This is a genomic window from Chryseobacterium camelliae (assembly GCF_002770595.1).
Lineage (GTDB): Bacteria > Bacteroidota > Bacteroidia > Flavobacteriales > Weeksellaceae > Chryseobacterium > Chryseobacterium camelliae.
Genome location: NZ_CP022986.1, coordinates 3,917,944 through 3,942,488 on the forward strand (window position 1 = coordinate 3,917,944; position 24,545 = coordinate 3,942,488).

General features: G+C 44.0%; 24 protein-coding genes. 12 read left to right on the forward strand and 12 right to left on the reverse strand.

Annotation, left to right across the window (positions count from 1 at the left end; genetic code table 11):
* Positions 1-62 precede the first annotated feature (62 nt).
* The 3 genes from CGB83_RS18060 (at position 63) to CGB83_RS20615 (ending at position 1,964) form a co-directional block, all read left to right on the forward strand.
* The gene (locus CGB83_RS18060; protein WP_100077653.1) at positions 63-395 is read left to right on the forward strand and encodes a HopJ type III effector protein; all 333 of its coding nucleotides are present in this window, start codon (positions 63-65) and stop codon (positions 393-395) included.
* A 249-nt stretch (positions 396-644) separates the two neighbouring features.
* Complete coding sequence (locus CGB83_RS18065) at positions 645-1,664, forward strand: helix-turn-helix transcriptional regulator (RefSeq protein WP_100077654.1); 1,020 nt, start codon at positions 645-647, stop codon at positions 1,662-1,664.
* Between the two features lie 168 nt (positions 1,665-1,832).
* A complete protein-coding gene (locus CGB83_RS20615) occupies positions 1,833-1,964 on the forward strand; it encodes a hypothetical protein (protein ID WP_257790660.1) in 132 nt (43 codons plus the stop codon).
* Positions 1,965-2,017: 53 nt separating this feature from the next.
* Here the strand turns inward: CGB83_RS20615 and CGB83_RS18070 are convergent, their stop codons facing one another.
* Both CGB83_RS18070 and CGB83_RS18075 read right to left on the reverse strand, forming a co-directional pair.
* Positions 2,018-3,202, reverse strand: a complete 1,185-nt coding sequence (locus CGB83_RS18070; protein WP_100077081.1) for a DUF1501 domain-containing protein — start codon at positions 3,200-3,202, stop codon at positions 2,018-2,020.
* A 20-nt stretch (positions 3,203-3,222) separates the two neighbouring features.
* A complete protein-coding gene (locus CGB83_RS18075; protein ID WP_100077082.1) occupies positions 3,223-4,608 on the reverse strand; it encodes a DUF1800 domain-containing protein in 1,386 nt (461 codons plus the stop codon).
* Between the two features lie 224 nt (positions 4,609-4,832).
* On the opposite strand from CGB83_RS18075, the gene CGB83_RS18080 reads away from it, so the two are divergent.
* The 7 genes from CGB83_RS18080 to CGB83_RS18110 all read left to right on the forward strand — a co-directional run bounded on the left by CGB83_RS18080 (position 4,833) and on the right by CGB83_RS18110 (position 12,029).
* Complete coding sequence (locus CGB83_RS18080) at positions 4,833-5,396, forward strand: hypothetical protein (protein WP_100077083.1); 564 nt, start codon at positions 4,833-4,835, stop codon at positions 5,394-5,396.
* Positions 5,397-5,509: 113 nt separating this feature from the next.
* Complete coding sequence (locus tag CGB83_RS18085; protein WP_100077084.1) at positions 5,510-6,556, forward strand: glucokinase; 1,047 nt, start codon at positions 5,510-5,512, stop codon at positions 6,554-6,556.
* A 142-nt stretch (positions 6,557-6,698) separates the two neighbouring features.
* Positions 6,699-7,265, forward strand: a complete 567-nt coding sequence (locus tag CGB83_RS18090) for a YceI family protein (protein ID WP_100077085.1) — start codon at positions 6,699-6,701, stop codon at positions 7,263-7,265.
* Between the two features lie 78 nt (positions 7,266-7,343).
* Positions 7,344-7,970 carry a YceI family protein gene (locus tag CGB83_RS18095; protein WP_100077086.1) on the forward strand — a complete coding sequence of 209 codons (627 nt, stop codon included), beginning with the start codon at positions 7,344-7,346 and terminating at the stop codon, positions 7,968-7,970.
* 72 nt (positions 7,971-8,042) lie between these two features.
* On the forward strand, positions 8,043-8,687 hold the full coding sequence (locus tag CGB83_RS18100; RefSeq protein ID WP_100077087.1) for an alpha/beta hydrolase: 645 nt from the start codon (positions 8,043-8,045) through the stop codon (positions 8,685-8,687).
* A gap of 100 nt (positions 8,688-8,787) precedes the next feature.
* Positions 8,788-10,131: an ammonium transporter gene (locus tag CGB83_RS18105; protein ID WP_100077088.1), complete on the forward strand. Its 1,344-nt coding sequence runs from the start codon at positions 8,788-8,790 to the stop codon at positions 10,129-10,131.
* A gap of 479 nt (positions 10,132-10,610) precedes the next feature.
* Positions 10,611-12,029 carry an L-serine ammonia-lyase gene (locus CGB83_RS18110; protein ID WP_100077089.1) on the forward strand — a complete coding sequence of 473 codons (1,419 nt, stop codon included), beginning with the start codon at positions 10,611-10,613 and terminating at the stop codon, positions 12,027-12,029.
* A gap of 15 nt (positions 12,030-12,044) precedes the next feature.
* Here CGB83_RS18110 and CGB83_RS18115 read toward each other — a convergent pair whose 3' ends face one another.
* The 9 genes from CGB83_RS18115 to tsaE all read right to left on the reverse strand — a co-directional run bounded on the left by CGB83_RS18115 (position 12,045) and on the right by tsaE (position 20,046).
* Entirely contained in the window at positions 12,045-12,428 is a 384-nt protein-coding gene (locus CGB83_RS18115; RefSeq protein WP_100077090.1) for a nuclear transport factor 2 family protein, read from the reverse strand.
* Between the two features lie 23 nt (positions 12,429-12,451).
* Positions 12,452-13,297: a prephenate dehydrogenase gene (locus CGB83_RS18120; protein WP_100077091.1), complete on the reverse strand. Its 846-nt coding sequence runs from the start codon at positions 13,295-13,297 to the stop codon at positions 12,452-12,454.
* A gap of 265 nt (positions 13,298-13,562) precedes the next feature.
* Positions 13,563-15,851 (reverse strand): cation:proton antiporter, encoded by a 2,289-nt coding sequence (locus CGB83_RS18125; protein ID WP_418219565.1) that lies wholly within the window; start codon positions 15,849-15,851, stop codon positions 13,563-13,565.
* A gap of 100 nt (positions 15,852-15,951) precedes the next feature.
* A complete protein-coding gene (locus CGB83_RS18130; RefSeq protein ID WP_100077092.1) occupies positions 15,952-16,341 on the reverse strand; it encodes a hypothetical protein in 390 nt (129 codons plus the stop codon).
* Positions 16,342-16,518: 177 nt separating this feature from the next.
* Complete coding sequence (locus CGB83_RS18135) at positions 16,519-17,229, reverse strand: LytR/AlgR family response regulator transcription factor (protein WP_100077093.1); 711 nt, start codon at positions 17,227-17,229, stop codon at positions 16,519-16,521.
* A complete protein-coding gene (locus tag CGB83_RS18140) occupies positions 17,207-17,977 on the reverse strand; it encodes a histidine kinase (protein ID WP_100077094.1) in 771 nt (256 codons plus the stop codon). The genes CGB83_RS18135 and CGB83_RS18140 overlap by 23 nt, the downstream gene beginning before the upstream one ends.
* A gap of 27 nt (positions 17,978-18,004) precedes the next feature.
* Positions 18,005-18,376, reverse strand: coding sequence for a hypothetical protein (locus CGB83_RS18145; RefSeq protein WP_100077095.1), 372 nt, complete (start codon positions 18,374-18,376; stop codon positions 18,005-18,007).
* Positions 18,376-19,569 (reverse strand): alanine dehydrogenase, encoded by a 1,194-nt coding sequence (locus tag CGB83_RS18150; RefSeq protein WP_100077096.1) that lies wholly within the window; start codon positions 19,567-19,569, stop codon positions 18,376-18,378. The genes CGB83_RS18145 and CGB83_RS18150 overlap by 1 nt, the downstream gene beginning before the upstream one ends.
* A gap of 69 nt (positions 19,570-19,638) precedes the next feature.
* Positions 19,639-20,046, reverse strand: coding sequence for a tRNA (adenosine(37)-N6)-threonylcarbamoyltransferase complex ATPase subunit type 1 TsaE (gene tsaE, locus CGB83_RS18155; protein ID WP_100077097.1), 408 nt, complete (start codon positions 20,044-20,046; stop codon positions 19,639-19,641).
* Between the two features lie 279 nt (positions 20,047-20,325).
* On the opposite strand from tsaE, the gene dnaG reads away from it, so the two are divergent.
* Entirely contained in the window at positions 20,326-22,308 is a 1,983-nt protein-coding gene (dnaG, locus tag CGB83_RS18160; RefSeq protein WP_100077656.1) for a DNA primase, read from the forward strand.
* A gap of 54 nt (positions 22,309-22,362) precedes the next feature.
* The gene (gene clpP / locus CGB83_RS18165) at positions 22,363-23,049 is read left to right on the forward strand and encodes an ATP-dependent Clp endopeptidase proteolytic subunit ClpP (RefSeq protein ID WP_100077098.1); all 687 of its coding nucleotides are present in this window, start codon (positions 22,363-22,365) and stop codon (positions 23,047-23,049) included.
* A 68-nt stretch (positions 23,050-23,117) separates the two neighbouring features.
* Here the strand turns inward: clpP and CGB83_RS18170 are convergent, their stop codons facing one another.
* Positions 23,118-24,536: an L-type lectin family protein gene (locus CGB83_RS18170; RefSeq protein ID WP_100077099.1), complete on the reverse strand. Its 1,419-nt coding sequence runs from the start codon at positions 24,534-24,536 to the stop codon at positions 23,118-23,120.
* Between the last annotated feature and the right edge of the window lie 9 nt (positions 24,537-24,545).

Here is a 24,545-nt window from a genome sequence, read left to right on the forward strand (position 1 = left end):
TGCTTATTGCTTATTGCTTATTGCTTATTGCTTATTGCTTATTGCCCCAAATATCAATGCTTATGTTACCAGAACAATTAAAAAACGCACCGGAAACCATTCAGTTTAAAGAGATCATTGCCTATATTGATGAACACTACGATTTTACCCCAGTAAAATTTACCAATGGCGATACCGTTAATGAAGCCGGGCAGAACAACGGTTCCTGCAAAGTATTCAGCTTTGCCCGGTTGAATAGTCTGTCAAAACAAGAGACGCTTAACCTGTTCGGTGAATTCTACCGGGAAGATGTCCTGAAAAACCCCGAAGGAACCGATCACCAGAACATCCGGAACTTTATGCAGTACGGCTGGGACGGAATTGCCTTTGAAGGAGAAGCTTTGCATCGAAAATAAGTCATGTAACCTTGAAAGAGTTGTTAAGCCTCATAGGTTTTGAAAACTTATGAGGTTTGGAAGAACATCTTCTGTTATTACACCCTGCGTGAGGGATGGGCAGGGGCCGACTGTAAGGAGGGGTCTCTGGCGCGGCGCTTTGCGCCGCGCCAGAGACCGGAACGAAGTGAAGCCCGAAACAGCCCGGCCCGAAAAGCGATGGCCTTCAAAAGGCCTGAGGGACACGCCCAAATCGTTAACATCGAAACCATGTCATCCAATAAAAATGCCCTGATCCGCTACAAAACCCTGGACCGCTGCCTGAAGAACAGGTACAGGAAATATACTCTTGAAGATCTGATCGATGCCTGTTCGGAAGCCTTATTTGAATTTGAAGGCAAAGAATCTTACGTTAGCAGGCGAACGGTACAGCTGGACCTTCAGAATATGCGGAGCGAAAAGTTCGGGTATGAAGCACCGATTGAAGTCTACGACAGGAAATACTACCGCTACAGCGATCCCGATTACAGCATCCATAATATTTCCGTGAATGAAAGCGATCTGAAAGCCATGAACAATGCAGTACAGATCCTGAAGCAGTTCAAGGATTTCTCCATGTTCAAGGAGATGAACGGAGTCATCCAGAAACTGGAAGATTCCATCCATGCCACCCATCAGAAATCTATTATCCACCTCGATAAGAATGAACAGCTCCGGGGACTTGAACATATTGATATCCTCTATGAAAGCATTGCAGGCAAAAAAGTGCTGCGCATCCTCTACAAAAGTTTTACGGCAAGGGAGGCCAACAGCTTTACGGTCCATCCGCAGCTTTTAAAAGAATACAATAACCGATGGTTCCTCATCTGCCTGTACAAAGGTAAAATTTACAATCTGGCCCTGGACAGGATGGAAGATATACAGACGGATGAACAAGCTGCCTACATTGACCATCACCTGGATGGCGACGATTATTTCAAAGATGTGATAGGCGTTACGGTATCCGAAACCCTGAAGCCCAAGAATGTGGTTTTCTTCGTGGATGCTTCCAATGCGCCGTATGTGAAAACAAAACCGTTGCACAGCAGCCAGGAAATCATCAGCGAAACAGAGGAAGGAACATTGTTTAAAATCTGTGTACAGGTCAATTATGAACTGGAACGCCTGCTGCTGGGCTTCGGAGACTGCCTGGTCGTTCATCAGCCGAGAAAGCTGAGGTTGAGGCTGCAGGAAAAATTCAGAGCAGGAAGCCGGAATTATGAAAAGCTGGAAATAGAGAATGAGCAATAAGTAATGGGTAATAGGTAATGAGTAATGGGTAATGAGTAATGAGTGATGGGAACGGCTGGTGTATTGATTGATATTTATTATGTTGTACTGCTTCTTTATTGATGATGTGTTTGGATTTTCGGAACATTGGCGTAGAAATTGTAATGGATACTGAATAAAAATCAAATTATGAGATCACGAATCCTTAAAGCCGCGGTAGCTATTGTAGCACCGATTGTTATCGAATACATCGTTAAAAAGATATCAGAAAAACTGGACAAAAAACAGGAAGATGCCAGACAGATCCCTGTTCGGAGCTAAGTTATACTGAATTGATTACGAAAAAGAGGCCATCTGAGATGTGCCTCTTTCTTTTACACAAAATCGTAAATGCCGTTTTTCCATCCCAATACTTTGGAAGAATCTGCCCGGAGCCATTTCTTAAGAATGGTGGCATATACTTTTCTGAAATCTTCCGAATAAATCAGGTCCCCTTCGTTGAGCTTTTGCAGGTCAGGAAGCGGATTCAGCAGGCCTTTCTTCTTCAGCCCGCCACTGATGAAAAACATCTGGTTAGCCGTCCCGTGATCCGTCCCGTTGCTGGCGTTCTGGGCTACCCGGCGCCCGAATTCGGAGAAGGTCATCAGCATGATTTTATCAAATAAACCATTGCTCTTCATGTCTTTGACAAAGGATTGTACCGATTCATTGATGTCATCAAAAAGTTTTTGCTGGCGGTCATTCTGGTTGACATGCGTATCGAAACTGCCCACGGAAAGATAATATACCCGGGTGTTGATGTCAGACTTGATCAGCGAAGCTACCGTTTTAAAATCTTTTCCCAGCTGAGAGCCGGGATAGGTCTGATCTGTCTTTTTTGTCTGGCTTTCTTTGAAGATATATCCTGCATTATTGATGGTAGATCCCAGGGTCTGATACAGGTAAGATACCGTTTCATCATCATGGTGATGATCGTACAGCGATTTAAAGTACTTTTCCTGGCTGGTCTGGTACAGCCTTTTGGGATCTTTAAATGCAAAAGCCTTATTGTTTTCGCCTTTAAGGGCTAAGCTCAGCATATCGTCCACTTCCAGGGCCTGAGTAGGACGTTCGCAGCGGTAGCATTCCTCATCAAGGTATCTGCCGAGCCATCCCGTATCAAGGTACTCGTTGCTTTTGCTGGCCGACTGCCAGATATCCATGCTCCTGAAGTGTGATTTGTCGGGATCCGGATAACCGACATTGTTCAATACGGAGAGTTCACCATTGTCGTACAGTTCTTTGAAATATGAAAGGGAAGGATGGATACCCGCTTCATCATTCAGCGCCAGTGCATTCCGTATGGCAATATTTTTCCGGTCCCTGAAATAAATGTCATTCCGTACGGGAATAATGGTATTCAGCCCGTCGTTTCCACCGGTAAACTGAAGGACAACCAGTATTTTGTCATCTGCCTCCAGGGCATTATCAAGCGTCATTGCTTTCAGGAAATTAGGCATCATGAAAGAGGCGGTAGCCAGTGAGCTTATTTTGAGGAAATCTCTTCTTTTGATTAGCATAAAATGGTTTTTAGGAGGGGTTACATGAGCTGGTATTCCGGTGTGGACATCAGGTTGATGATATTCATTTTTACGCTCCGGTCAGAGAAACTTTGTACGGTATTCATGTCGAGTGAAACCGGGCTCTGGATCAGGTAGTCTTCACAATTCTTATCGGTAAAGATCTTTTCCACCTGCGGCCAGTCGATCACGATATTCGGATTTTTAAACATCTTGTTCAGTGCGGTTTCTCTGGACTTAATGCCCATCTCAATATCATCATCCGGTCGCGGTGTATATTCCAGCGGGCGTAAGCCTGACCAGATCTGGGGAATCTGGAGCCGCAGCATCAGTGTGGAGCTGTCGATCCAGGATTTTCCGCTGGGCCATCCGGATACATTAGGCGGGTATAAAAGCATCTGGCCCAACAGTTTCTGGTACACAATAAGGTTTTCAGGATTCTGTACCGTCATCGGAAGCGTCCTTGAGATTCCTGCCATCAATTCAATCGGCGATTTTATCCTGTTGCCGATATTCATGGGGTCATAGAACCATGATGATGAAAAAATGGTTTTCATCAGTTTTTGAATATCATATCCCGAATGGTAGAAACTTTCGCTCAGCTCATCAATAATAGCTTCATCCATCTTTTCGTTCACAAAGAAACGGTAGATTTTAGCCGTGATGAAATGGGCGGTGGCCTTCCGGTCAAGGATGATGTTTAACACATCGGCTCCGTTGAAATTACCGGTTTTTCCCAGAAAGGTTTTTATACCTTCATCATGAACCTTTACTTTTTCCTGGAAGTTTCCTTCCTTATCATAGCTCCATCCGGTGAAAGCCCTCGCTCCTTCCCGGATGTCATTTTCCGTATAATTACCCCTTCCCATCGTAAAAAGTTCCATCACTTCACGGGCAAAATTCTCATTGGGATGGTCTTTTTTATTCTGCTGGTTGTTCAGGAAGTTCAGCATAGCTGGAGACTGGCTCACTTCAAAAAGGAGGTCCCGGAAGCTTCCCAACGCATTTTTCCGGATCGTATTGAGCAGTTGCCGGTTATACTGGGGATTATTTACCCGGCAGGCAAAATGCCCGTGCCAGAAAAAAGCCATCTTTTCTCTCAGCTGGTCGTCACTATGGATCATCCTGTCCAGGAAAGCAAGGTTCAGCTCATTGTTCTGTTTGCTGTAGGTTTTCTGCATTTCCTTTTTCCGGTCGGCGGCAGACTTGCTGTCCATCATATTGGCCGGCGCATCCGGCAGATCCGGAGTGGAATACCGGATTTCATTGAAATCATAATGCTTAAACAGGTCGGCCAGCAGGGACCTGGTTTCCCTTCCGGCAAGTTGGGCATATTGCCCGGCAGCAGGGCCGAATCCGGCACGCCAGAGGAGGTGTTTATTATTAAGCAGGGAAGGTATGGCCATTTGGATTTTATTTTTTGGATTGGAATCTTTTGAGAAAGTTAAGGAAATAAATAAAGTTTAATATTTTGTTCACATTTATTAATCTAAAATTAAACATTGATTTAAATTTTATTTTGCTGATAAACACGGTCTTGCAGCTTGTTCCTATTGCAAAGGCTTACCTGAAGCGCTGATTGGCACGATTTTTACAAATTCCTATTCGTGAAATTTTAAAAATCTCAGTTATGAAAATGTTTAAACAAGCCATCGTACTGGCTGGCGTTTTAACGGCAGGCGTACTCAGCGCACAAAGTGCACAGATGAATAATATGATTAAGGTAGGCGCAAATGTTGGTTTAGCAGTTCCTTCAGATAACCTTTCCGCTGCTGTAGGAGTTGATGTATCTTACCAGAACCTTATCACGCCTGGCTTTGGGTTGGGGATTGCGACAGGATATACCCATTATTTCGCCAAAAATGATAACGGCTATGATAACAATGATGTAGGGGTAATTCCTGTAGGTGCATTGCTGAGAATTTATCCTAAACAGACAGGATTCTATTTCGGGACAGATTTAGGATACGGTATCCTGGTAGGAAATGACAGGGTAGCGTCAAACAGTACGGTAAGCAGGCCAAACGGAGGCTTTTACATTAAACCGGAAATCGGGTACCATAACAGAGACTGGAACTTCTTTGTACAGTATCAGAAAGTATTTGTAGGAAGTAAAGGTGATTTACCGGGACAGGACTACAACGTAGGGAATATCGGGGTAGGTTTTGCCTACAATATCGCATTAGGAAAGTAGTTAGATTTAATATAAAAAACTATCAGACAGGCCTTTTCATTATTTTGGAAAGGTTTTGTTTTGATCTCGGCGATTTACAAAAACAATTGTTATATTTGATAAAATTTGTGATTATGAACTTGAATCCGAAATTTCCGTTGTATTTACCGGGTGTAAAGGACAGCAGTAATAATAATATTTCCATTATCGGAGCAAACCTTCGTGAGGACATCAGTACCATAGGATATTTTCAGTCCGTTAATGAAGGAATTGAAATGAAAATGCATAGCAGCTATGCCACCAATGACTATGCTTCTTTTTCTGATATCCTGAGGAAATTCATTCAGGAAAATAACCTGACTGATATCAACCGTGTCGGAATATCGGTTCCCGGACCGGTTATCCACGGAAAGAGCAGCCCGGAACGTCTGGGATGGAATCTTGATGTAGAGGAAATCCGCAGGGATTTCGGATTTGAAAACATACAGCTTGTGAATGACCTTGAGTCATCGGCGTATGGTATGGCACTGCTCCGTGATGAAGACCTTGAAGCGGTGTACACCGGTGGTCATCTTGAAAAAGGAAACGTAGCTATCCTGGCCCCGGGAAACGGGTTGGGTGAAGCCGGATATTTCTTCGACGGTAAATACCTGCGTCCGTTTGCTACCGAAGGCGGGCACTCCGAATTTTCCCCAAGGACCAATGTAGAAGTGGAGTTTTACCAGTTCCTGAACAACATTTACGGGATTGTAAGCTGGGAAAATGTGCTTTCAAAAGACGGTCTGTTCAATATTTACCGATTCCTGAGAGATGTTAAAAGGCATCCGGAGCCGGAAGGACTGGGAGAACGCCTTTCCAACGGTAATTTTGTGCAGGAGCTGTACAAAGCTGCTGAGGAAGGAGTACTGATCTGCAAGATTGCCATTGATACCTTCCTTGAATTCCTGGCCCGTGAAGCCAATAACTTAACATTAAAGCTTAAGGCTACAGGAGGCCTCTTCATTTCAGGAGATATTCCTCAGATGATCCGTCAGTATCTGGATAAGGATAAGTTCTATGAAAAATTCAAGATCAGCGATAAGATGGAACATATGCTGAAGGATATTCCGATTTATCTTGTAAAAAGCGATAATACAAGCCTGAACGGCGTTGTACTCTACACCGCTTATTATCAGGATTAAAACATACGGCTCCGGGATCCCCGGAGCTTTTTCTTTGTCTTGATCGATAAAAATTATTCATTTATTGATGTACATCAACGCTATCTGTCAGAACCATTGGTTACCTTTGCCACCGCAATTAGCAAAGAAATAATTTATAACAATGAAAAAAATATTTTTATTAGCGGTTTTAGCCGGCGGACTGGCTTTCGGACAGACAAAAAAAGTAGTGGCCTCTGATGTTCACTGGTGGGGATATAAAGTAGCGAAATCTGAGGCGAGTTCTCATGACGGTACGGTAAAAGTGAAGTCAGGAGACATGGTGATGAAAGGAAACCAGCTGGTGGGAGGAACTTTCGTGCTGGATATGACTTCAATCAATTCCACTGATCTTTCCGGAGAATACCAGGGAAAACTGAATGGTCACCTGAAGAACGGTGATTTCTTTGAAGTTGAAAAGTATCCTACCGCTACTTTCAAGATCACTTCTGTTAAGAAGAATAACGATAAGATCTACAACAGCCTTGTTACAGGAAATTTAACGGTAAAAGGAAAAACCAACCCGGTTTCTTTCCCGGCTAAAATTTCTTACAGCAAAGGAGTTGTGAGCCTGGTGTCCAACAAATTCACCATCGACAGGCAGAAGTTTGACGTAGCCTACAAATCTACCATGCAGGATGTTTTTGTAAAAGATGATATCGATATGCTGGTTAAGGTAACTGCTAAATAATTTAATCAAAAAAAGATTGCTAAAAGTGTAGAAGTTCTACACTTTTTTTTATTTTTGTTGAATTGTAAATAAAAAAGAATGAAAAGATTACTATTGCTTATAATGATGTGTGTCGGCATGTCGTTTGTTTTTGCTCAGAAGAAAGGAGATAAGGTTGTAAAGGTTACTTCTTCAGAGATCAGGTGGTGGGGATATAAGGTTGTTAAGACTGTAGCTTCATCACATTCCGGAACGGTAAAACTGAAAAGCGGAAAGTTTACTTTTGATAAAACGGTACTGGTAGACGGGGAATTCGTTATCGATATGAGAAGCCTGATGGCCGGTGATGTTTCGGAAGAAGATCAGATCAAGCTTACCAATGACCTTAAAAGCTCCAATTTCTTCGATGTAAAAAAATTCCCGATTGCTAAATTTCATCTCACGAAGATCATTCCTTTGGCCAATAGTGAATTCAATTCAACAGTATACGGTGATGTAACCATCAAAGGAGTAAGAAAGACGATTTCTTTTCCTGCGAATGTATATATTACACAGTTCACGGTAGTCATAGAATCTGCGAAGTTCTCCCTGAACAGAAGGGATTTCAAGGTATTCTACCAGTCTTCCCTGAAAGACTACTTCATTAAAAACGAAATGGATATCCAGTTCAGAATATCCACAGAAAAGCTGGACAACGAAAACAGGACTCCTGTTAAAAAGAAATAATCCGGCGGTAACCTGGAGAGGATCAGAGACGGACGGCTTTTTAAAGCCGTCCTTTTTTATTATTTTAGTCCTATGAAAATATATGTGGTAAGCGGGCTGGGCGCGGACTTCAAAGTGCTCGAAAAGCTTAGGTTTCCCGAACATCTGAAAGTGGTTTTTATTGACTGGCTCATTCCGGAACGGAACGAGCCGTTCGAGCATTATGTCTGCCGGATGGCTGAAAAGATAAATGGAGCGGAACCGTTTTTTCTTCTCGGGTATTCCTTTGGCGGGATCATGGTCCAGGAAATCCATAAAATCAAACCTGCTCAAAAAGTAGTGATTCTGGGGAGCCTGAAATCCCATAAAGAAAAGTCAAGGCTGATAAAGACCGGCCAGTTGACCGGGGTTGTCAGGTTTTTTCCGGAACGGTTTTTTGATATTGCAGCAGCGCAGGCATTTCCGGCCGTGCGTAAATTTTTTGATTTCAATAATGCCAACCTTGTCCGGTACTTTCAGGTACGCGATCCTTACTACCTGAAATGGTCTGTGGAGAAGATTGCCGCATGGAAATCAGAAGAGAATCCTGATGTTATTCAGATTATGGGAGACCGTGACCTGGTTTTCCCTCTGAAGAACTCACGGCCGGATTATATCATTAAAGAAGGTACCCATCTTTTTCCTGCTACAAGGCCGAAAGAGGTTTCAAAAATATTAGCTGAAATTCTAAAATTGTGATTTTATTTTAAATTAAGATTAAAACTAAGGGGGTATATTAAAATAAAATACATTTTCATGAAATTTATATGTAATTTTGTAGGGGTAAAATACATATTTTATGAAAGTAGGATTAAAATGGATTGTTTCCTTTTCCATGATCACCCTGGTAGCCATCGGCGGACTCTTCTGGAGCCCTATCGTAGATTTTCCGAATACGGGAGAGTTTTTAAGTGAAGATAAGATTGTAGGGGCGGATGTTGCCTGGATCCTGGCTGCTGCAGGGCTTGTCCTTCTGATGACTCCCGGGCTTTCTTTCTTTTACGGAGGAATGGTCGGCAAGAAAAATGTGATCTCCACCATGCTCCAGAGTTTTATTGCGCTGGGAGTGATTTCCATTCTATGGGTAGTGGTCGGCTTTTCCCTTTCCTTCGGCGATTCCCTCGGATTCACCGTGAATGGCGAGCATTACGGGATCATCGGCAATCCGCTCAGCTATCCATTTTTCAGCAGGGTAGGAGTACTGCCCCATAAAATGATGGCATCCACCATTCCTTTTATCCTTTTTGCCCTGTTTCAGATGAAATTTGCTGTGATTACTCCTGCTTTGATTACAGGGTCGTTCGCAGAACGGGTGCGTTTTATTTCCTATCTCTTATTCATGGTGCTGTTCAGCCTGTTCATTTATACACCGCTCTGCCATATGGTCTGGTATCCGGACGGGCTTCTTAATAAATATTTCAGAGTAAAAGATTTTGCAGGTGGTACCGTAGTGCATATGAGTGCCGGATTTGCAGCATTGGCGGGAGCCATGGTCGTGGGAAACAGGAAAAATCCCCATCATGAGCCTTCCAATGTTCCTTATGTGCTTTTAGGTACCGGAATGCTCTGGTTCGGATGGTTCGGCTTCAATGCAGGTTCTGCCCTGAGTGCCAATGCAACGGCAGCGATGGCCTTCGGAACCACTACCATTGCCTCAGGCTCTGCGATGATGACCTGGATCCTGTTTGACCGGATCAACTGCAGGAGCGTTTCAGCTATGGGGGCCTGCATCGGTGCAGTAGTAGGACTGGTTGCGATTACTCCGGGTTGCGGATTTGTTTCCATCCCGGAAAGCATATTCATCGGGTTTATCTCTGCCATTGTTTCCAATCTGATGGTCAACTGGAAAGCCCTGAAAAAAATTGATGATACCCTGGATGTTTTTGCCTGTCATGGAGTAGGAGGGATTATGGGAATGATTCTGACAGCGATTTTCGCACACGGTGAAAACGCAAGCCTGCTGCATGGCGGAATCGAAGTCTTTGCCCATCACATGATGGCGCTTATCCTGGTTTCAGCCTTTGCGTTCTTCGGATCACTTTTCCTGTATAAAGTAACCAACAGAATTATTAACCTCCGGGTTTCGGAAGAGTCTGAAAATGATGGCCTCGACCTTTCCCAGCATGGAGAACGGCTTTATTGAGTGTCTATGGTGAATTCCTTCGGGTCAATAGTGTTAGTTGTAAATTGACTTGCAACGCAATATTCACTGCTGAGCAGATTGACAATTGACGGATGGTTAATGGTGAATTCCTTCGGGTGAATGGTATTTACCGGTAATTGACTTGCTACGCAAAATTGACGATTGACAGATGGTCAATTGTGAATTCCTTCGGGTCAATGGTGAATGGTATTTGCCGGTATTGACTTGCCATGCAAAATTGACTGCGAAGCAAATTGACGATTGACCGATGTTCAATAGTGAATTCCTTCGGGTCAAAGGTGAATAGTTTTGGTTGTAAATTGACTTTCAGCGCAGGAATTGACTATTGATTGCATAGCAGATTGACGATTGACGAATGGTCAATGATGTTGGTTGTAAATTGACTTGCGCAGCAAAATTCTCTCTTCTCCATGTCAATTTATCATGTATCTTTGCGGAAGGAATGGTGAATCACGCATATGGAATCTATATCGGTTTTTGAAATTATTAAAGTAGGCATCGGGCCTTCCAGTTCTCATACGATGGGCCCCTGGAATGCAGCGGCTGCCTTTATCAGGATTATAAAGAGGGAAAGATCCATTGAGGATGTACAGGAAGTTTTCCTTGAATTTTTCGGTTCACTGGCTAAGACCGGGATCGGACACGGAACCGATATTGCCGGAATGCTCGGCCTGAACGGGGAAGATTTTAGAACCATCGATACCTCAAAAATCGATGAAGAGGTTGACAGGATCAAAACGACGCAGGTGCTCAACCTGGGCGGTGAGAAAGAAATTCCTTTTGTATACGGCTATCATCTTGTATTAAACATGCAGAAGTCCCTTGAATTCCACCCGAACGGGATGATCTTCAGGGCGGTTTTTGAAGACGGAACCGAGCTGATCCAGGATTTCTACTCTGTAGGCGGAGGGTTTATCATGAGCCAGGAAAAAAAATCGATCGAAAAGCACTGTGTCCGTACGTTGTATCCGTGCCATAAATCTGCGGACATCCAGAAATACTGTCAGAAGTTGGGGCTAGATAAAATCTCAGACCTTATCCTGATGAATGAGGAAAGCTGGAGAAGCCAGGAAGAAACGCGCCAAGAAGCCTTGTATATCTGGCAGCAGATCAAAGAATGCATCTATAAAGGCGTGAATAAAGAAGGGGTACTTCCGGGCGGCCTGAATGTTTCCAGGAGGGCAGCCGCAATCAATCGCAAATTTTTGGGAGATAAGGTCTATAAAAATATTGATGAGTGGTTCCGGCTGGTGGTGGACGCAGAAGAAAATTTTACCAACATCAACAAATGGATTGCCTGTTTTGCATTGGCTGTCAATGAGGAAAATGCCAGCTTCGGAAGGATTATTACAGCGCCAACCAATGGCGCCAGCGGAGTTATTCCTGCTGTTTTGATGTATGCGCAGGCATTTACGCCGTTCACCAGTGAGGACGATATTGTACGGTTTTTACTGGTAGCGGGAGAGATCGGGACATTATTCAAGAAAAATGCGACCATTTCCGCAGCCATGGGCGGATGCCAGGCTGAAGTCGGAGTGTCTTCGGCGATGGCTGCCGCAGGTCTTACCGAAATCCTGGGCGGAAGTGTAGGACAGGTCCTGATGGCCGCAGAAATCGCTATGGAACACCATCTTGGCTTAACCTGCGATCCTATCAAAGGGCTGGTACAGATTCCTTGCATCGAAAGAAACAGCATGGGAGCCATCAAGGCGATTACGGCAGCCAATATTGCGCTGGAAAGTGATCCCGCCAAAGCAAGGGTAACCCTTGATGAGGTCATCCAGACCATGTGGGAAACCGCACAGGCCATGAGCGACCGTTTCAAGGAAACTTCTGAAGGCGGACTGGCCATTGCAGTGAATGTCCCTGAATGTTAATCCGCCATCTTCTTTTTAGCTCCGGTCTGTAATCCTGATGATTTTACCGTCTGAAAACGTAAACTCAGACTCTCCTTTGAGGCTGAGGGTAGCTCCTTTTTTCATTCCGTTAGGAAAATCTGTGGCCAATACAGCTTCATAAGTGATGGAAACGGTGACGCTCTCGCCAGAAAATGTCCAGTGGTCAACAGCCTGATGGCGGGAAGAGAAATACGTAGCCGCCGTCTCAGCCTGAGCTCTGAATGCCTCTTTTCCTTCGGTTTTCAATCCTGTTTTTCCTTCGGAAATGTTTTCGAAAATAACATCCTCGTGAAGGCAGCCTGTCATACCATCAATGTCAAAATGATTGTATGCCTCGATGTACTTGCTGATGATATCTGACTGATCTTTTTGTGTCATTAAGGTGCTTTTTACAGGGTCTCTTATTTATCCAGAATTCCCCGGATTTTGTTTGCGTTGGCTATCAGTTCTTCAAGGTAATCATAATTTTCTTTTTCAAGCGCCGATTTGAACTTCCTCAGCTGGCTGATATGTTCATTGAGGACATCCAGAACATTATCCCTGTTCTGCTTAAAAATGGGCACCCACATTTCGGGATGTGATTTAGCAAGACGTACTGTGCTGGAAAAACCGGAACTCGCCAGCTGGAAAATTGTTTCTTCTTCCCGCTCTTTTTCAAGTACCGTATTGGCCAGAGCGTATGAAGTGATGTGCGAAATATGGGAGATATAAGCCGTATGGATATCATGATCTTCCGCATCCATATATACAGGATGCATTTCAAGGGCTTCTATAATGGTTTCAGCGGTCTGCAAAGCATCCGGAGCGGATAATTCCTTATTGCAGATGACCCCGGCTTTTCCGGCGAAACTTTCTGCAACTGCAGCTCTTGGACCGCTGTTCTCTGTTCCCCACATCGGGTGGAATGCTACATACCGCGCACGCTGAGGATGATCATGTACTGAATGCACGATGCCTGCTTTGGTAGAGCCTGCATCCATCACCGTCTGTTGCCCGGTAACGAGATCAAGGACATCCGGCAGGAGCCTGCGGGCCGCATCCACGGGAATAGCCAGGATAATGAGGTCAGCATTTTTAATGCCATCTTCCAGGTCTGCAGCCCCGTCTATAATTCCAAGCTCAATAGCCTGCTGCAGATGCTGTCCATTCTGATCAATGCCCAGAATCCTTTGGGTAATGCCTTTCTTTTTGAGTTTTAATGCGATGGAACCGCCAATTAATCCCACTCCTATAATACTTATTTTCATCCTGATTAAAAAATAAAAAACCCCGTCCGGGACGAGGTTCTGAGTTATGCATATAGAAATCCTTATCCCTTTCTGAGGCTAAAAATTCCGTAATAATATGTTCTGTTGTTGATTAACACAGAGCGAAGATAGGTAATTTTTTTTTAATTGAAATTAAAAAAGTGAATGGTGAATTCCTTCGGGTCAATGGTGAATAGTGTTTGCCGGTAATTGACTTGCTGTACAAGATTGACTGCGCAGTAAATTGACGATTCACCATTGACTCCTAAGGGTTCGAGATAATCAGTGTTGACGGAATATCAGACAGCCACAGGCTTTTGGTATCAATCAGGCTTTTCCAGCTTTTGCTGCTGACCAGCATAAGGTCCTGTGATTGCAGGAATTCCTTTTCAATCTTCTTCTCGTTATACAGGGTGATGTGGTTCGGGGCTACCTGTTCAATGCTCCGGATAAGCTCCTTGACCTCAATATTGTTTCGGATCTGTCCGGTAACATCCAGGATGATAATCTGTGAATTGTTATTGTTGATCAGCCTTTTGGCATATTCCAGAAGGTAAAAATCACTCAGTTTGAACATCGGGATAAAAACCCGGTCGGCAGAACTGAAATTTCTTTCAACCAGCACTCCTACAGGAATATTGGTTTTGTCGAGGATCTGCAGCGTAAAGTCATCAAAAGGAGAGGTATTGAAAATATTTCCCTTTCCTTTTACGGTATTGAGCAGCTTTTCAGGATTGATGATTTTGGTCGTAAAACCGAGCAGCCGGCCCAATAAGCTTCCTTCGTACATGGATTTCCCCAGCATAATCAGGAGCAGGTCATAATTCCCTTTATTGGAGATTCCGGTAAGGTCGCTTTCCATATCGGTGGACGCTTTAAACAGGGTCGTGATCTCGAGGTTCAGGTCCTGCGAAGTTTCGACCACTGACCTGAACTGTTCCTTCTCAAACTCATCTATCTCAAATGCATGCAGTTCGTCAACCGGAGCAATATTCATCGCGGTAATGCTTTTATTCCCATTCATTTTACGGGTGAGGTGATCAGCCAGTTTCAATAAAGTACTGCCGGATTTTGCCGTTTCAAATGACAGCAGCACCCTGTACTTTGTATTATCATTTCCATGATCCTCTTCTTCGGTCATGGAAGTCTTTCCTTTGAACAGGTAATTGATCAGGTCCAGGCTCGGCCCGGTCATAAATGTGGTGAACAGGGCCATAATCACCAGCATGGCGAACAGTTCCGGTCCTAATACGCCTAAGTCATATCCGATATTGAGTACAATGAGCTCTGTCAGTCCTCTCGTGTTCATCAGTGCGCCGATGGTAAGGCTGTCTTTCCAGCTGAGTCTGAGGAATTTTGCCGTAAGTGCACTGCCTACAAATTTACCGGTTACAGCCGTCAGGATAATGAAGCCGCCTATTTTCCAGAGGTGGGGATCATTCAGCAGCCCGATCTGTGTTCTTAATCCGGTGAATACAAAGAATAGTGGAAGGAGTAAAACCAGGGCTACGTCTTCTACTTTTTCTATAAAAAGGTTCCTGAATTTTACATTTTCCGGCATGATGGCCCCGGCCATAAAGGCCCCGAACAATGCATGGATACCGATGACTTCCGTTGCATAAGACGATATAATAAGGATCAGGAAAAATACCGCTACCAGAGCCTTGCTGATAAAGCCTTTTCCTTTCTGGGTCTCAACGATCCTCTGGAGGAACGGCCGCACCGCTTTGATCATAATGAAAACATACAGGATAGCCATGAGTATGACAAACACTGATCCTGAAAAAGACCCCGCTTTTACCACAGCAATAACCGCAGCAAGGATACACCACGCCGTAATATCATCCGCTGCAGCACAGGTAATCACCACAGTCCCGATTTTTGTTTTATGAAGGTTCCGTTCCTGGACGATCCTGGCCAGGACCGGAAATGCAGTAATACTCATCGCAATGGCAATAAAGAGCGCAAATGAACTGAACTGTATGCCGTCCGGAGCAAATTCCTGATAAATAAAATACGAAAGCCCTACACCCAACGCAAAAGGGAAGATGATACTCGCATGGCTGATGACCACAGCATCATGAGCCTTTTTCCTGAGAACGCCCAGGTCCAGCTCCATCCCTACGATATACATGAAGAGTATTAAGCCGATCTGGCTCAGGAACTGCAGGTTTGGCAATGATTCCTTCGGGAAAATAAATGCGGATAGTTCCGGGAAATACAACCCGAAGAGGGAAGGGCCCAACACAATACCTGCAATCATTTCCCCGATAACGGAAGGCTGTTTCAGCTTTACGCAGATCCATCCGAAAAGTTTCGCCACCAGGATGATGGTGACGATCTGGGCTAAAAGAAGCGCCAGAGGATGGTGGAGATTCGTCAGAAAAGAATCGGTGAAGTTCTCCCACATAGTTGAGCCCGTGGTTTTGGGAACTGCGATATTCTCACCGATCTCCAGGGTTTTCCCTTCTATGAAAAACCAGTACATCAGGCACGAAAAAAATACAATGGTGCTGATGTAGAAGATAATGTTCTTATATTTTCCCAGACTCATAGTTCCTTAATTTTTAAAGTGTAAATTTCTAAAGAATATTAAAATGATGGCTATTGAATTTTTCAAAATGTAACCAATGCCGCAAATTATGTAATGAAAACTACCTGAAAGAATACCCCAGCCCGATCCCGGCTTTCCAGGAGCCATTCTGCGAAGGTGTTTTGGCATTGTAATATACCGGGAGTTGCACGGCCAGCCTTTTATACACAGCAGTCATTCCTGCGCCCAGTGCAGGCATGATGAGACTGTTTCTGGTTCCTTCAGCACGGTCTTCTTTAATCCTCAGGGAAGGAAGCATTCCAAGCATCAGCTTAAAGCTTTTATTTTTCAGGCTGATGTTCGGCCCTGTACAATTAATGAAAGCGCCATGATCTGCATATCCGGCCACAATGGTTCCGTCAAAAAAAGCTGCTTTTATTTCAGTCTCCGTGCTCTGGCAGAAGCAGAGGCCGGAAATCAGAACGGTTGCGGTACACAAAAGTTTCTTCATTACATAGGATGGTTTCATTCCGGCAAAAATACAGGCAGGATGCCTTAAAAAAGTCGCAGCTGTAATGAAAATCCCTGTTTCTGTAATGAACCTGTATACTTCTGAGGTTTAATGCAGATAAGATCAGCAAAATTATACAGTTTATATCCGAAAAGCCATGATCACGAACGGAATTACTTATTTTCCAAACATCTCCAGCAGGGCATTTTTATAGGTTTCCCCTATCTGTAATTTGAGGAAATGACCGTTTTCTGCTGGAATCGAAGTGATGATTTCGTTGGTGGAAAATACTTTAACGGAAGACCGTGCAATGATTTCCTTTTTGTTGACCTGGGCAAAATCTTTGGGTGGAAGGATGTCCAGGAGATTTTTAAAACTCAGGTTTTTAAGTACGATCACAGTTCCGTCGTGAAGCGTAATATCTTTATCCCGGCTATCGATTTCCGAAGTTTTGATGTAGGCGATCTGGTCTGTGAAAATGATGGTTTTGCCGATGTTGGTATTCCATTCTATAAAGTCTTTTTTCTGGGACTGGCTGATGAGGTCTCTCGCCTTATCGAAAGCCTGGACCAGCCGTTCTTTCTTGATTGGTTTCCGGACATAGTCTACTACATTCAGGTCAAAAGCTTCCGCTGCATATTCTTTGTAGGCCGTGGTGAAGATGATCTTCACAAAACCTGAAATCAGCTCTGCTACCTGAAGGCCGTTCATTCCCGGCATTTCGATGTCCAGGATGCAGACATTGCATCCCAGGGTATTTACTTCGTTCAGGAAGGCTCTAGGATCATTGAAGGCTTTTATCACTTCTACATCCTCAATCTGTTCGCATAAAAGTTTCAGATAACTGATGGCCAGCAGCTCATCATCAAGAATAGCGCATCTGATCATAAAATTCTCCTAAATTTATGGTTAATTCGGCAGTGAAGATACCGTTTTTTGAACTTCGGCTAAGGTGGTAATAATTGTTGTAGATCATTTTCAGCCTCTGATCCAGTGACTGGCTCCCGAAACCGCTCCTTTCTTTTTCCAAGGTGTTTTTTTCTGAAGCTTTATTGCTGACATTCATGCTGAAAACCCTGTTTTCAAGCTCAATCTGAACTGCAATAAAGCAGTCCTGCGCTAAAAAGTCGGTATGCTTAAAAGCATTTTCTATGAGATCCACCGAAATCAGGGGGGCAAAAACCTTTTCCTCATACATCGGATCAGACTTATTCACATTGAATTTTATCCTGAAATCGAAGAGCGGATTGATCTTGATTTTGTTGATTTCAATAAGGCTAAGCGCAAAATTCAGTTCCTCTTTCGGGCTGACAAAGCGGGTATTGCTTTCATAGAGAATATAATCGAGGACATTCGCCAGCTTATCCAGCGACATATAGGTCTGGTAGGCATGGGACTGCACGGAATTAAGGATGTTCTTAAATAAATGCGGGTTCAGCTTGGTGCCTATGTGCTCCAGCTGCACTTCATTCAGGCGCTGCTCAATAATTTTATTGGTCTCCGATAGCTTTTTATTGAGCTTCTTATACCTTTTATTCCACGAAAAGAGATAAATGCTGATGCTTGCAAGCAGGAAAATGGCAAAAACTCCGATAAAAATCAGGTAGTCTTGAATCATGTAGTAGTTGCCGTCCATAGAGTTAGGGTCAAAAGCTGATCCGGCCTATCTGATCTTTTTCAGCGATTTCATGGTTGCGGTTTCCGCACATTTGTCAAAAGTAATTTCGTACACCGGACTTTTCTCGGGATAGGAGAGCAGGTAATCAGGGCAAGGCTTGTTCTGCGCATGGCTCCTGTCAAAATCAACTTTTCCTTGCGTGATGATGCTGTCTTTCAGGAATTTTTCGGTTACACCATACGACTTCATCTCTTCAGAGAATCCATCGGAATACCTGAATTCCTTGGATAGCGTTTCTGCAATCACACGGCTGTTAGGAAGATAGCCGCTGCAGCTCGCCCCTTTCTTGTTCAGGATAAACAGGACAATGAGGCATCCGGGAACCAGGCCTATGGCATAGAATTTCAGTTTTTTCATCAGAAAATTAAAAGATTGATATCGTGGTAGGTAAGTCCGAAACGGTCACAGATTACTTTTTTGGTATGCCTTCCTTTGTACATGTACAGGCTCTGTTTCATTTCATTTTTGCGGACAAGCATGTTTTCGAAGCCGCCCTCTTCGTCGTAGTTGAGGATATAGGAAAGGAAGAAGTTGGAAATGGCTTTTGTGGTCGTTCTCGGCATCCTTGAAGTAAGGTTAGGAAGTCCGCAATGGATGACGCCGTGTTTGATGATGTAAGGATTCTCCATATTCGTCAGCTCAGAAGTTTCAATCACCTTTCCGTTATCGATGGTAATATCTATGATGACACTTCCTTTCTTCATGCTCATCACCATGTCTTCGGTGACGATGGGAGTCATGTTAAGCCTCGGAAGGGCACCGATAACCACATCTGCGCGGCGTAATGCTTTTTTAAGTTCCTTAGGATCTATGATAGAGGTAGGAACCCTGCTGTCTACAATCGTATGGAGCCTTCTGAGCTTGGATAATGAATTATCGAAAACCCTTACGCTTGCGCCAAGTCCGATGGAAGCTTTGGTGGCGAATTCCCCTACGATTCCGGCACCGAGGATCACCACCTCCGCAGGTCGTACTCCGGTAAGCCCGCCGAGCATCAGTCCGTTGGACAAAGCCAGCAGTTCCGAAGCATAGAGGATAGAAACGGTACCTGCGATTTCACCTACCAGCCTTACCAGGGCAAGCTGTTTGTATTCGTCAACAATAAATTCAAAAGCAATGGCATTGATTTTTTTCTCCGCAAGTTTCAGGAAATAGCTTTTATCCCGGAGATTGATCTGAAGCGCTGAAACCAGATAGGTATTCGGGCGCATGAAGTCTATTTCGTCTTCTGTAGGAGGATTGATTTTTAAAACCAGGTCCTGGCCGAATGCTTCTTTAGGATCCTGAGTGATCCTTGCACCCGATTCGGAGTATTGCAGATCTGTAAAAAATGAGCCTTCCCCTGCTCCGGCTTCAATAATGATTTCATGGCCGTGTTCTACGAGAACCTGTACGGCGTCCGGGGTAATGCAGGTCCTTCTTTCATGAAGGCTGGTCTCTTTGGGAATTCCGATGCTGAACTGCCTTCCTTTTTTGATGACTTCCAGCTTTTCCTCTTTAGGCATTAATTCTTCTTCAGTAAAAGGAGTAAAAATATTCGTAGTACTCATTCTTAAAATAAATTATGTATTACAGATCTTAATTATACATTACTTTCATGCAGCAAAGATACATAATATTTACTCGAATAAAATTTCTCTGCTGTCCCCGGTATTTTCTATGGTCATCGTATGGTAATCCAGCCCGTCAAGGTCTTCTTCGTATACCTCCGGCCATTCTATGATGCAGAGGTAGCCGTTGTCCAGGTATTCTTCCATACCGATATCATAGACTTCTTCAATGCTTTTCAGCCGGTATAGGTCGAAATGGAAAACTTTGCCTTTCGGAGTATTATATTCATTGACAATAGAATAGGTGGGAGAGTTCACTTCATCTCCTGTACCCAACTTCTTCAGCAGGAACTGGGTAAAAGTGGTTTTTCCGGCACCGAGGTTGCCTTTCAGCAAGACTATATTATGTTTTAGCTGCGGAAGGATGGCTTCTGTTACATCCTGCCATTCATCATAGGTAGTTATATTAAATACCATGGTTTATATTTTAAGTCTGTAAAATTAATGAATAAAAACATTTTCTGATGTTAAAAAATAGGAACCGCTTATGTCAGTACTCTGATAGTGAAACTCAGGGTGCAGATTATTTGATGAAACCGGAATTGAATTTATTTCCGGATGCTGAAATCAGGAGGTACATGGCAGAGTAAAAAAGTTTTCAGGAAAACGGATGAGTGCAAGCAACTTACAGGATGTTCTCTTTTTATTCTCTGTTTCCGATATTGGAAAGGTTATAAAAATACTTATTTTTACAGCATGATTTCCAAGCAGAGTATAGACAAAATTTTTTCAACGATCCGCGTAGAAGAGATTGTCGGGGAATATGTTCAGCTGAAGCGTGCCGGAGCCAACTATAAAGGGCTCAGCCCGTTTCATGATGAAAAGACCCCGAGCTTTGTGGTGTCACCAAGCAAGCAGATCTGGAAGGATTTCTCTACCGGAAAAGGAGGAACTGCCATTTCTTTCCTGATGGAAATTGAAAATTTCACCTATCCGGAAGCCCTTCGCCATGCTGCCAAAAAATACGGAATCGAAATTGAGGAAGACCAGCAGGAGTTTTCTGAAGAAGCCAGGCATGCCCAGACGGAAAAAGACCAGCTGTATAAGATTCATGAGGTAGCGAACAGCTATTTCCAGGAGATCCTGTGGGATTCCGAAGAAGGTAAAAGCATCGGGCTGTCTTATTTCAGGGAACGGGAACTGAGTGATGCGATCATTAAAAAATTCCAGTTGGGATATTCACCTGAACAGCGGAATGCTTTCACGGAATATGCGCTGGAAAAGGGATATTCCAAAGAAATCCTGGAAAAATCAGGACTTTCCATCTTTCCGGAGAATACGCCGGCAGGAGTGGACCGTTTCCGTGAAAGGGTTATTTTCCCTATCCACAGTTTTTCGGGCAGGGTATTGGGATTCGGGGCGCGTATTTTAAAGAACAACGTCAAAACAGCCAAATACCTCAACTCTCCTGAAACCGAGATTTACCATAAATCCAATGTGCTGTACGGCCTTAACCAGGGCAAACAGGCAATTTCCAGGAAAAATGTCTGCCTGTTGGTGGAAGGGTATATGGATGTGATTTCCCTGCACCTTTCGGGGATTGAAAATGTAGTGGCCAGTTCGGGAACTTCCCTTACCACTGAGCAGATCAAGCTGATCAAAAGGCTCACGGAAAATGTTACCATTCTTTTTGACGGGGACAATGCCGGGATCAAAGCCAGTTTCAGGAGCATTGATATGCTGCTGACGGAAGGGATGAACATCCGTGTCCTGCTGTTTCCGGAAGGAGACGACCCGGATTCTTTTTCAAGAAAGCATCCGCAGGAATATGTGGAACAATTCATTGAAAATGAAGCTACGGACTTTATAGACTTCAAAGCTGAGATTCTCTTAAAAGAAGCCGGTAATGACCCGATCAAAAAAGCCGAAGCCATCCGGAATATCGTGAAATCGGTTTCTTTTGTGCAGAATGCGCTTAAAAAGGAAGTCTACCTGAAGGAAGTATCCACGAAGTTCGGATTGTCTGAACAGAGCCTGTTCAATGAGCTGGATGTGCAGAAGCAGATTACGCAGAACCAGCACCAGCACGTCCACCAGCAGAAAGAAGCCCAGAAAGCGGTAAAGCTGGAAGTGGTTCCGGATAAGCCAGTGGCAGAAACGGATTCCGTACAGTTCAACATCCATCATCAGGAAAATAAACTGATTGACACGATGCTGATGTTCGGTGATATGGTCCTTCAACGCCAGAATGAGAAGCAGGAACCTTACGAAGTCACAGTGATTGAGGAAATCCTCCACCATTTTGAAGAGGAGCAGTATGAATTCCAGATCGAAACCAATAAAAAGATTATTGACAACATCCGCGAAGGCATAGAACAGGATGAACTCCGTTCCGGGAATTTTTTTATCACCCTGATGGACGAAGATATTACGCTGAAGGTGGCGGATGCACTCATCACTCCGGATGAATTAAGCGACTGGACCACCCGTAATATTTTCCCGCCCAAGCTCGGCGACCATGTTGCCTCAGAGGTAGAAGCCAATATCCTGATCCACAAATATTACTACATTCATTTTATGATCCGGAAACTGACGGCCAGCCTGGAAGACTGCAGGGATGGCGATCAGGATACCTATTTTGACTGTATAAAGAAGATCATGATGCTGCATGAATTCTCCAAGCAGATCATCGAAAAGATCGGCTGGTCCCCTGTGACAAAAAGTCCTATAAAATTTTAGGAACAAAAGTTGTAATTTACTTTCCGAAAAAGATTTAATACATACAATACAAATATGGACATTAACAAAGAATTCAGAGATTTCTCTGTAAAGCACTTAGGAAACAGCGGTCTGGCTACCGATCAGTATATGGGAATGTATGGTCCTACCAACCTTACGCCGTACATTATGGAAGAAAGAAGGTTAAATGTTGCCCAGATGGACGTTTTTTCACGTCTGATGATGGACAGGATCATCTTCCTGGGAACCGGAATCGATGACCAGGTAGCCAATATTGTCACTGCACAGCTGTTGTTCCTGGAAAGCGCAGATCCTTCCAAAGATATTCAGATCTACATCAATTCTCCCGGAGGAAGCGTATATGCAGGATTGGGTATTTATGATACGATGCAGATCATCAAACCTGATGTCGCTACCATCTGTACCGGAATGGCAGCTTCCATGGGAGCCGTTCTTCTGGTGGCGGGTGAAAAAGGTAAGCGTTCTGCATTAAAGCACTCAAGGGTAATGATCCACCAGCCTTCCGGAGGAGCGCAGGGTGTGGCTTCCGATATGGAAATCAACCTGAGAGAAATGCTGAAACTGAAGCAGGAATTATACGATATCATCGCCCATCATTCCGGGCAGACATACGAGTGGGTTGAGAAATCTTCTGACAGGGATTATTGGATGACTTCTGAGGAAGCCAAAAACTACGGAATGGTAGATGAGGTCTTGCAGAGATCGACAGAAAAGAAATAATTGCTGGTCATACAGCAGATAAGCGCACTGGTAAGTGCGCTTTTTTAGTTGGAATATGTTGGTATTCTTTATTGTGCGTTAGCAGGAAGCATCGGGTTGCTGATTACTGAGCATTTCCGGACTTCTATCCCTGTTACTGCCGTATTGTTGGTCGGATCTGTATCCGTCACCTGATTGGTGGAAACGTTGGAAACCATTTTAAAGCTTTTGTTCGTCCCTATTCCCTTTTTGTAATATTGTCCGGTTACGGTAATAATTCCGGAGGATTTTGCATTCAGCCCTACCACACCATTAATTTCATTTGTGGTGAAATTGGATGTAGGGAGGTTGGAATTCGTAAATCCGCTGTTGTAGGAAAGACTGGTGATCTTGAATTTAGACGTATCTACCAGGTTATTGTTTTCATCCAGGATTTTTCCGTTGAAGTCGATGCTGTTGAGGGCAGCATTGCTGTCATTCGTTACTTCTATCTTAAATGAGATCGGGCTTGTGCGCTCGTTACAGGTAAAATAACTGTCAGAACGGCTGTCTACCCTTAAGTTCCCGGGAGTGGTCAGGATGATATTCCTGATTTCCTGGAAATTGAAACCGCCACCTGTGGAAGCAGAGAAACCCAGTTTGAGATTACTTGGAATAGGATAGGTAGCTGAGCTTAAGGTGTAGTTCATTACCTGGGTGAAATCACTCTGGTTTTCTTTTCTCCATTTTACCGTTACTACATAGTCTGCCCCGGGCTTGGTAATGATTACCTGAACCCTTCTGTAAAAAATATTGTCAGCGGGCCTGGTAGCAGTAATGGTATTGTAATCAATTTCATTTCTCTGGCGTATAGCATCTACCGTACCCGTTCTGTCACCTAATGGTGTGCTGGTCAGGTAAACATTCGAGTTGTTATATGTCGCACTGGTTGGACCTCTCAGGACAAAAGCATTCGGGAGCATTCCGGAAGTAAGGGTGTTCGCAGGGGCAGAACCGTTTCTGTTTTCTCCGTTGTTGGCATAGTTTCCGTAAGCATCCAATCCTAATCCTAAGTAACCTCCGGATAATCCTGTGGTTCCTGCCGGGTTGCTGTAGGTGGCGTATCCTAAAGATCCTCCGTAGCCTCCCAATTTGAAATTGGCATCGGTTACCGAAGCGTCAAACAGATAGACACAGAATCCGTCTGCGCCGTTGTATCCGTCTGCGATGTTACGCCAGTCTTTGTATTCGAAATCAGCGATGACCCCCAGAGTAGTAGGGAAGCCCTGAGTAACATACATAAATCCTTTTTGGTTCGCCTTTGCTTCAGTAAGCCTCAGCCAGCCTGCGCCATTAGGATCTGCTCCTGTAGCCGCAGTAAGGTAAGCATTATCCCCCACGCGTATTCCGGTCATATCCCTGGTGGTAAGCGGGTTGGTAATGGTAAACTGTCCGTTAACCAAAATGCCTGCTGCAGACATGGCCGCCAAAGCAAAAAGCTTCACGGTTTTTTGATGTTGAAATTTCATACCGTTCTA

What these genes read in the sequence shown, in the direction of transcription:
- CGB83_RS18060 (WP_100077653.1), top strand. Translation starts at nt 63, where the DNA reads ATGTTACCAGAACAATTAAAAAACGCACCGGAAACCATTCAGTTTAAA.
- CGB83_RS18065 (WP_100077654.1), top strand. Translation starts at nt 645, where the DNA reads ATGTCATCCAATAAAAATGCCCTGATCCGCTACAAAACCCTGGACCGC.
- CGB83_RS20615 (WP_257790660.1), top strand. Translation starts at nt 1,833, where the DNA reads ATGAGATCACGAATCCTTAAAGCCGCGGTAGCTATTGTAGCACCGATT.
- CGB83_RS18070 (WP_100077081.1), bottom strand. Translation starts at nt 3,202, where the DNA reads ATGCTAATCAAAAGAAGAGATTTCCTCAAAATAAGCTCACTGGCTACC.
- CGB83_RS18075 (WP_100077082.1), bottom strand. Translation starts at nt 4,608, where the DNA reads ATGGCCATACCTTCCCTGCTTAATAATAAACACCTCCTCTGGCGTGCC.
- CGB83_RS18080 (WP_100077083.1), top strand. Translation starts at nt 4,833, where the DNA reads ATGAAAATGTTTAAACAAGCCATCGTACTGGCTGGCGTTTTAACGGCA.
- CGB83_RS18085 (WP_100077084.1), top strand. Translation starts at nt 5,510, where the DNA reads ATGAACTTGAATCCGAAATTTCCGTTGTATTTACCGGGTGTAAAGGAC.
- CGB83_RS18090 (WP_100077085.1), top strand. Translation starts at nt 6,699, where the DNA reads ATGAAAAAAATATTTTTATTAGCGGTTTTAGCCGGCGGACTGGCTTTC.
- CGB83_RS18095 (WP_100077086.1), top strand. Translation starts at nt 7,344, where the DNA reads ATGAAAAGATTACTATTGCTTATAATGATGTGTGTCGGCATGTCGTTT.
- CGB83_RS18100 (WP_100077087.1), top strand. Translation starts at nt 8,043, where the DNA reads ATGAAAATATATGTGGTAAGCGGGCTGGGCGCGGACTTCAAAGTGCTC.
- CGB83_RS18105 (WP_100077088.1), top strand. Translation starts at nt 8,788, where the DNA reads ATGAAAGTAGGATTAAAATGGATTGTTTCCTTTTCCATGATCACCCTG.
- CGB83_RS18110 (WP_100077089.1), top strand. Translation starts at nt 10,611, where the DNA reads ATGGAATCTATATCGGTTTTTGAAATTATTAAAGTAGGCATCGGGCCT.
- CGB83_RS18115 (WP_100077090.1), bottom strand. Translation starts at nt 12,428, where the DNA reads ATGACACAAAAAGATCAGTCAGATATCATCAGCAAGTACATCGAGGCA.
- CGB83_RS18120 (WP_100077091.1), bottom strand. Translation starts at nt 13,297, where the DNA reads ATGAAAATAAGTATTATAGGAGTGGGATTAATTGGCGGTTCCATCGCA.
- CGB83_RS18125 (WP_418219565.1), bottom strand. Translation starts at nt 15,851, where the DNA reads ATGAGTCTGGGAAAATATAAGAACATTATCTTCTACATCAGCACCATT.
- CGB83_RS18130 (WP_100077092.1), bottom strand. Translation starts at nt 16,341, where the DNA reads ATGAAGAAACTTTTGTGTACCGCAACCGTTCTGATTTCCGGCCTCTGC.
- CGB83_RS18135 (WP_100077093.1), bottom strand. Translation starts at nt 17,229, where the DNA reads ATGATCAGATGCGCTATTCTTGATGATGAGCTGCTGGCCATCAGTTAT.
- CGB83_RS18140 (WP_100077094.1), bottom strand. Translation starts at nt 17,977, where the DNA reads ATGGACGGCAACTACTACATGATTCAAGACTACCTGATTTTTATCGGA.
- CGB83_RS18145 (WP_100077095.1), bottom strand. Translation starts at nt 18,376, where the DNA reads ATGAAAAAACTGAAATTCTATGCCATAGGCCTGGTTCCCGGATGCCTC.
- CGB83_RS18150 (WP_100077096.1), bottom strand. Translation starts at nt 19,569, where the DNA reads ATGAGTACTACGAATATTTTTACTCCTTTTACTGAAGAAGAATTAATG.
- tsaE (WP_100077097.1), bottom strand. Translation starts at nt 20,046, where the DNA reads ATGGTATTTAATATAACTACCTATGATGAATGGCAGGATGTAACAGAA.
- dnaG (WP_100077656.1), top strand. Translation starts at nt 20,326, where the DNA reads ATGATTTCCAAGCAGAGTATAGACAAAATTTTTTCAACGATCCGCGTA.
- clpP (WP_100077098.1), top strand. Translation starts at nt 22,363, where the DNA reads ATGGACATTAACAAAGAATTCAGAGATTTCTCTGTAAAGCACTTAGGA.
- CGB83_RS18170 (WP_100077099.1), bottom strand. Translation starts at nt 24,536, where the DNA reads ATGAAATTTCAACATCAAAAAACCGTGAAGCTTTTTGCTTTGGCGGCC.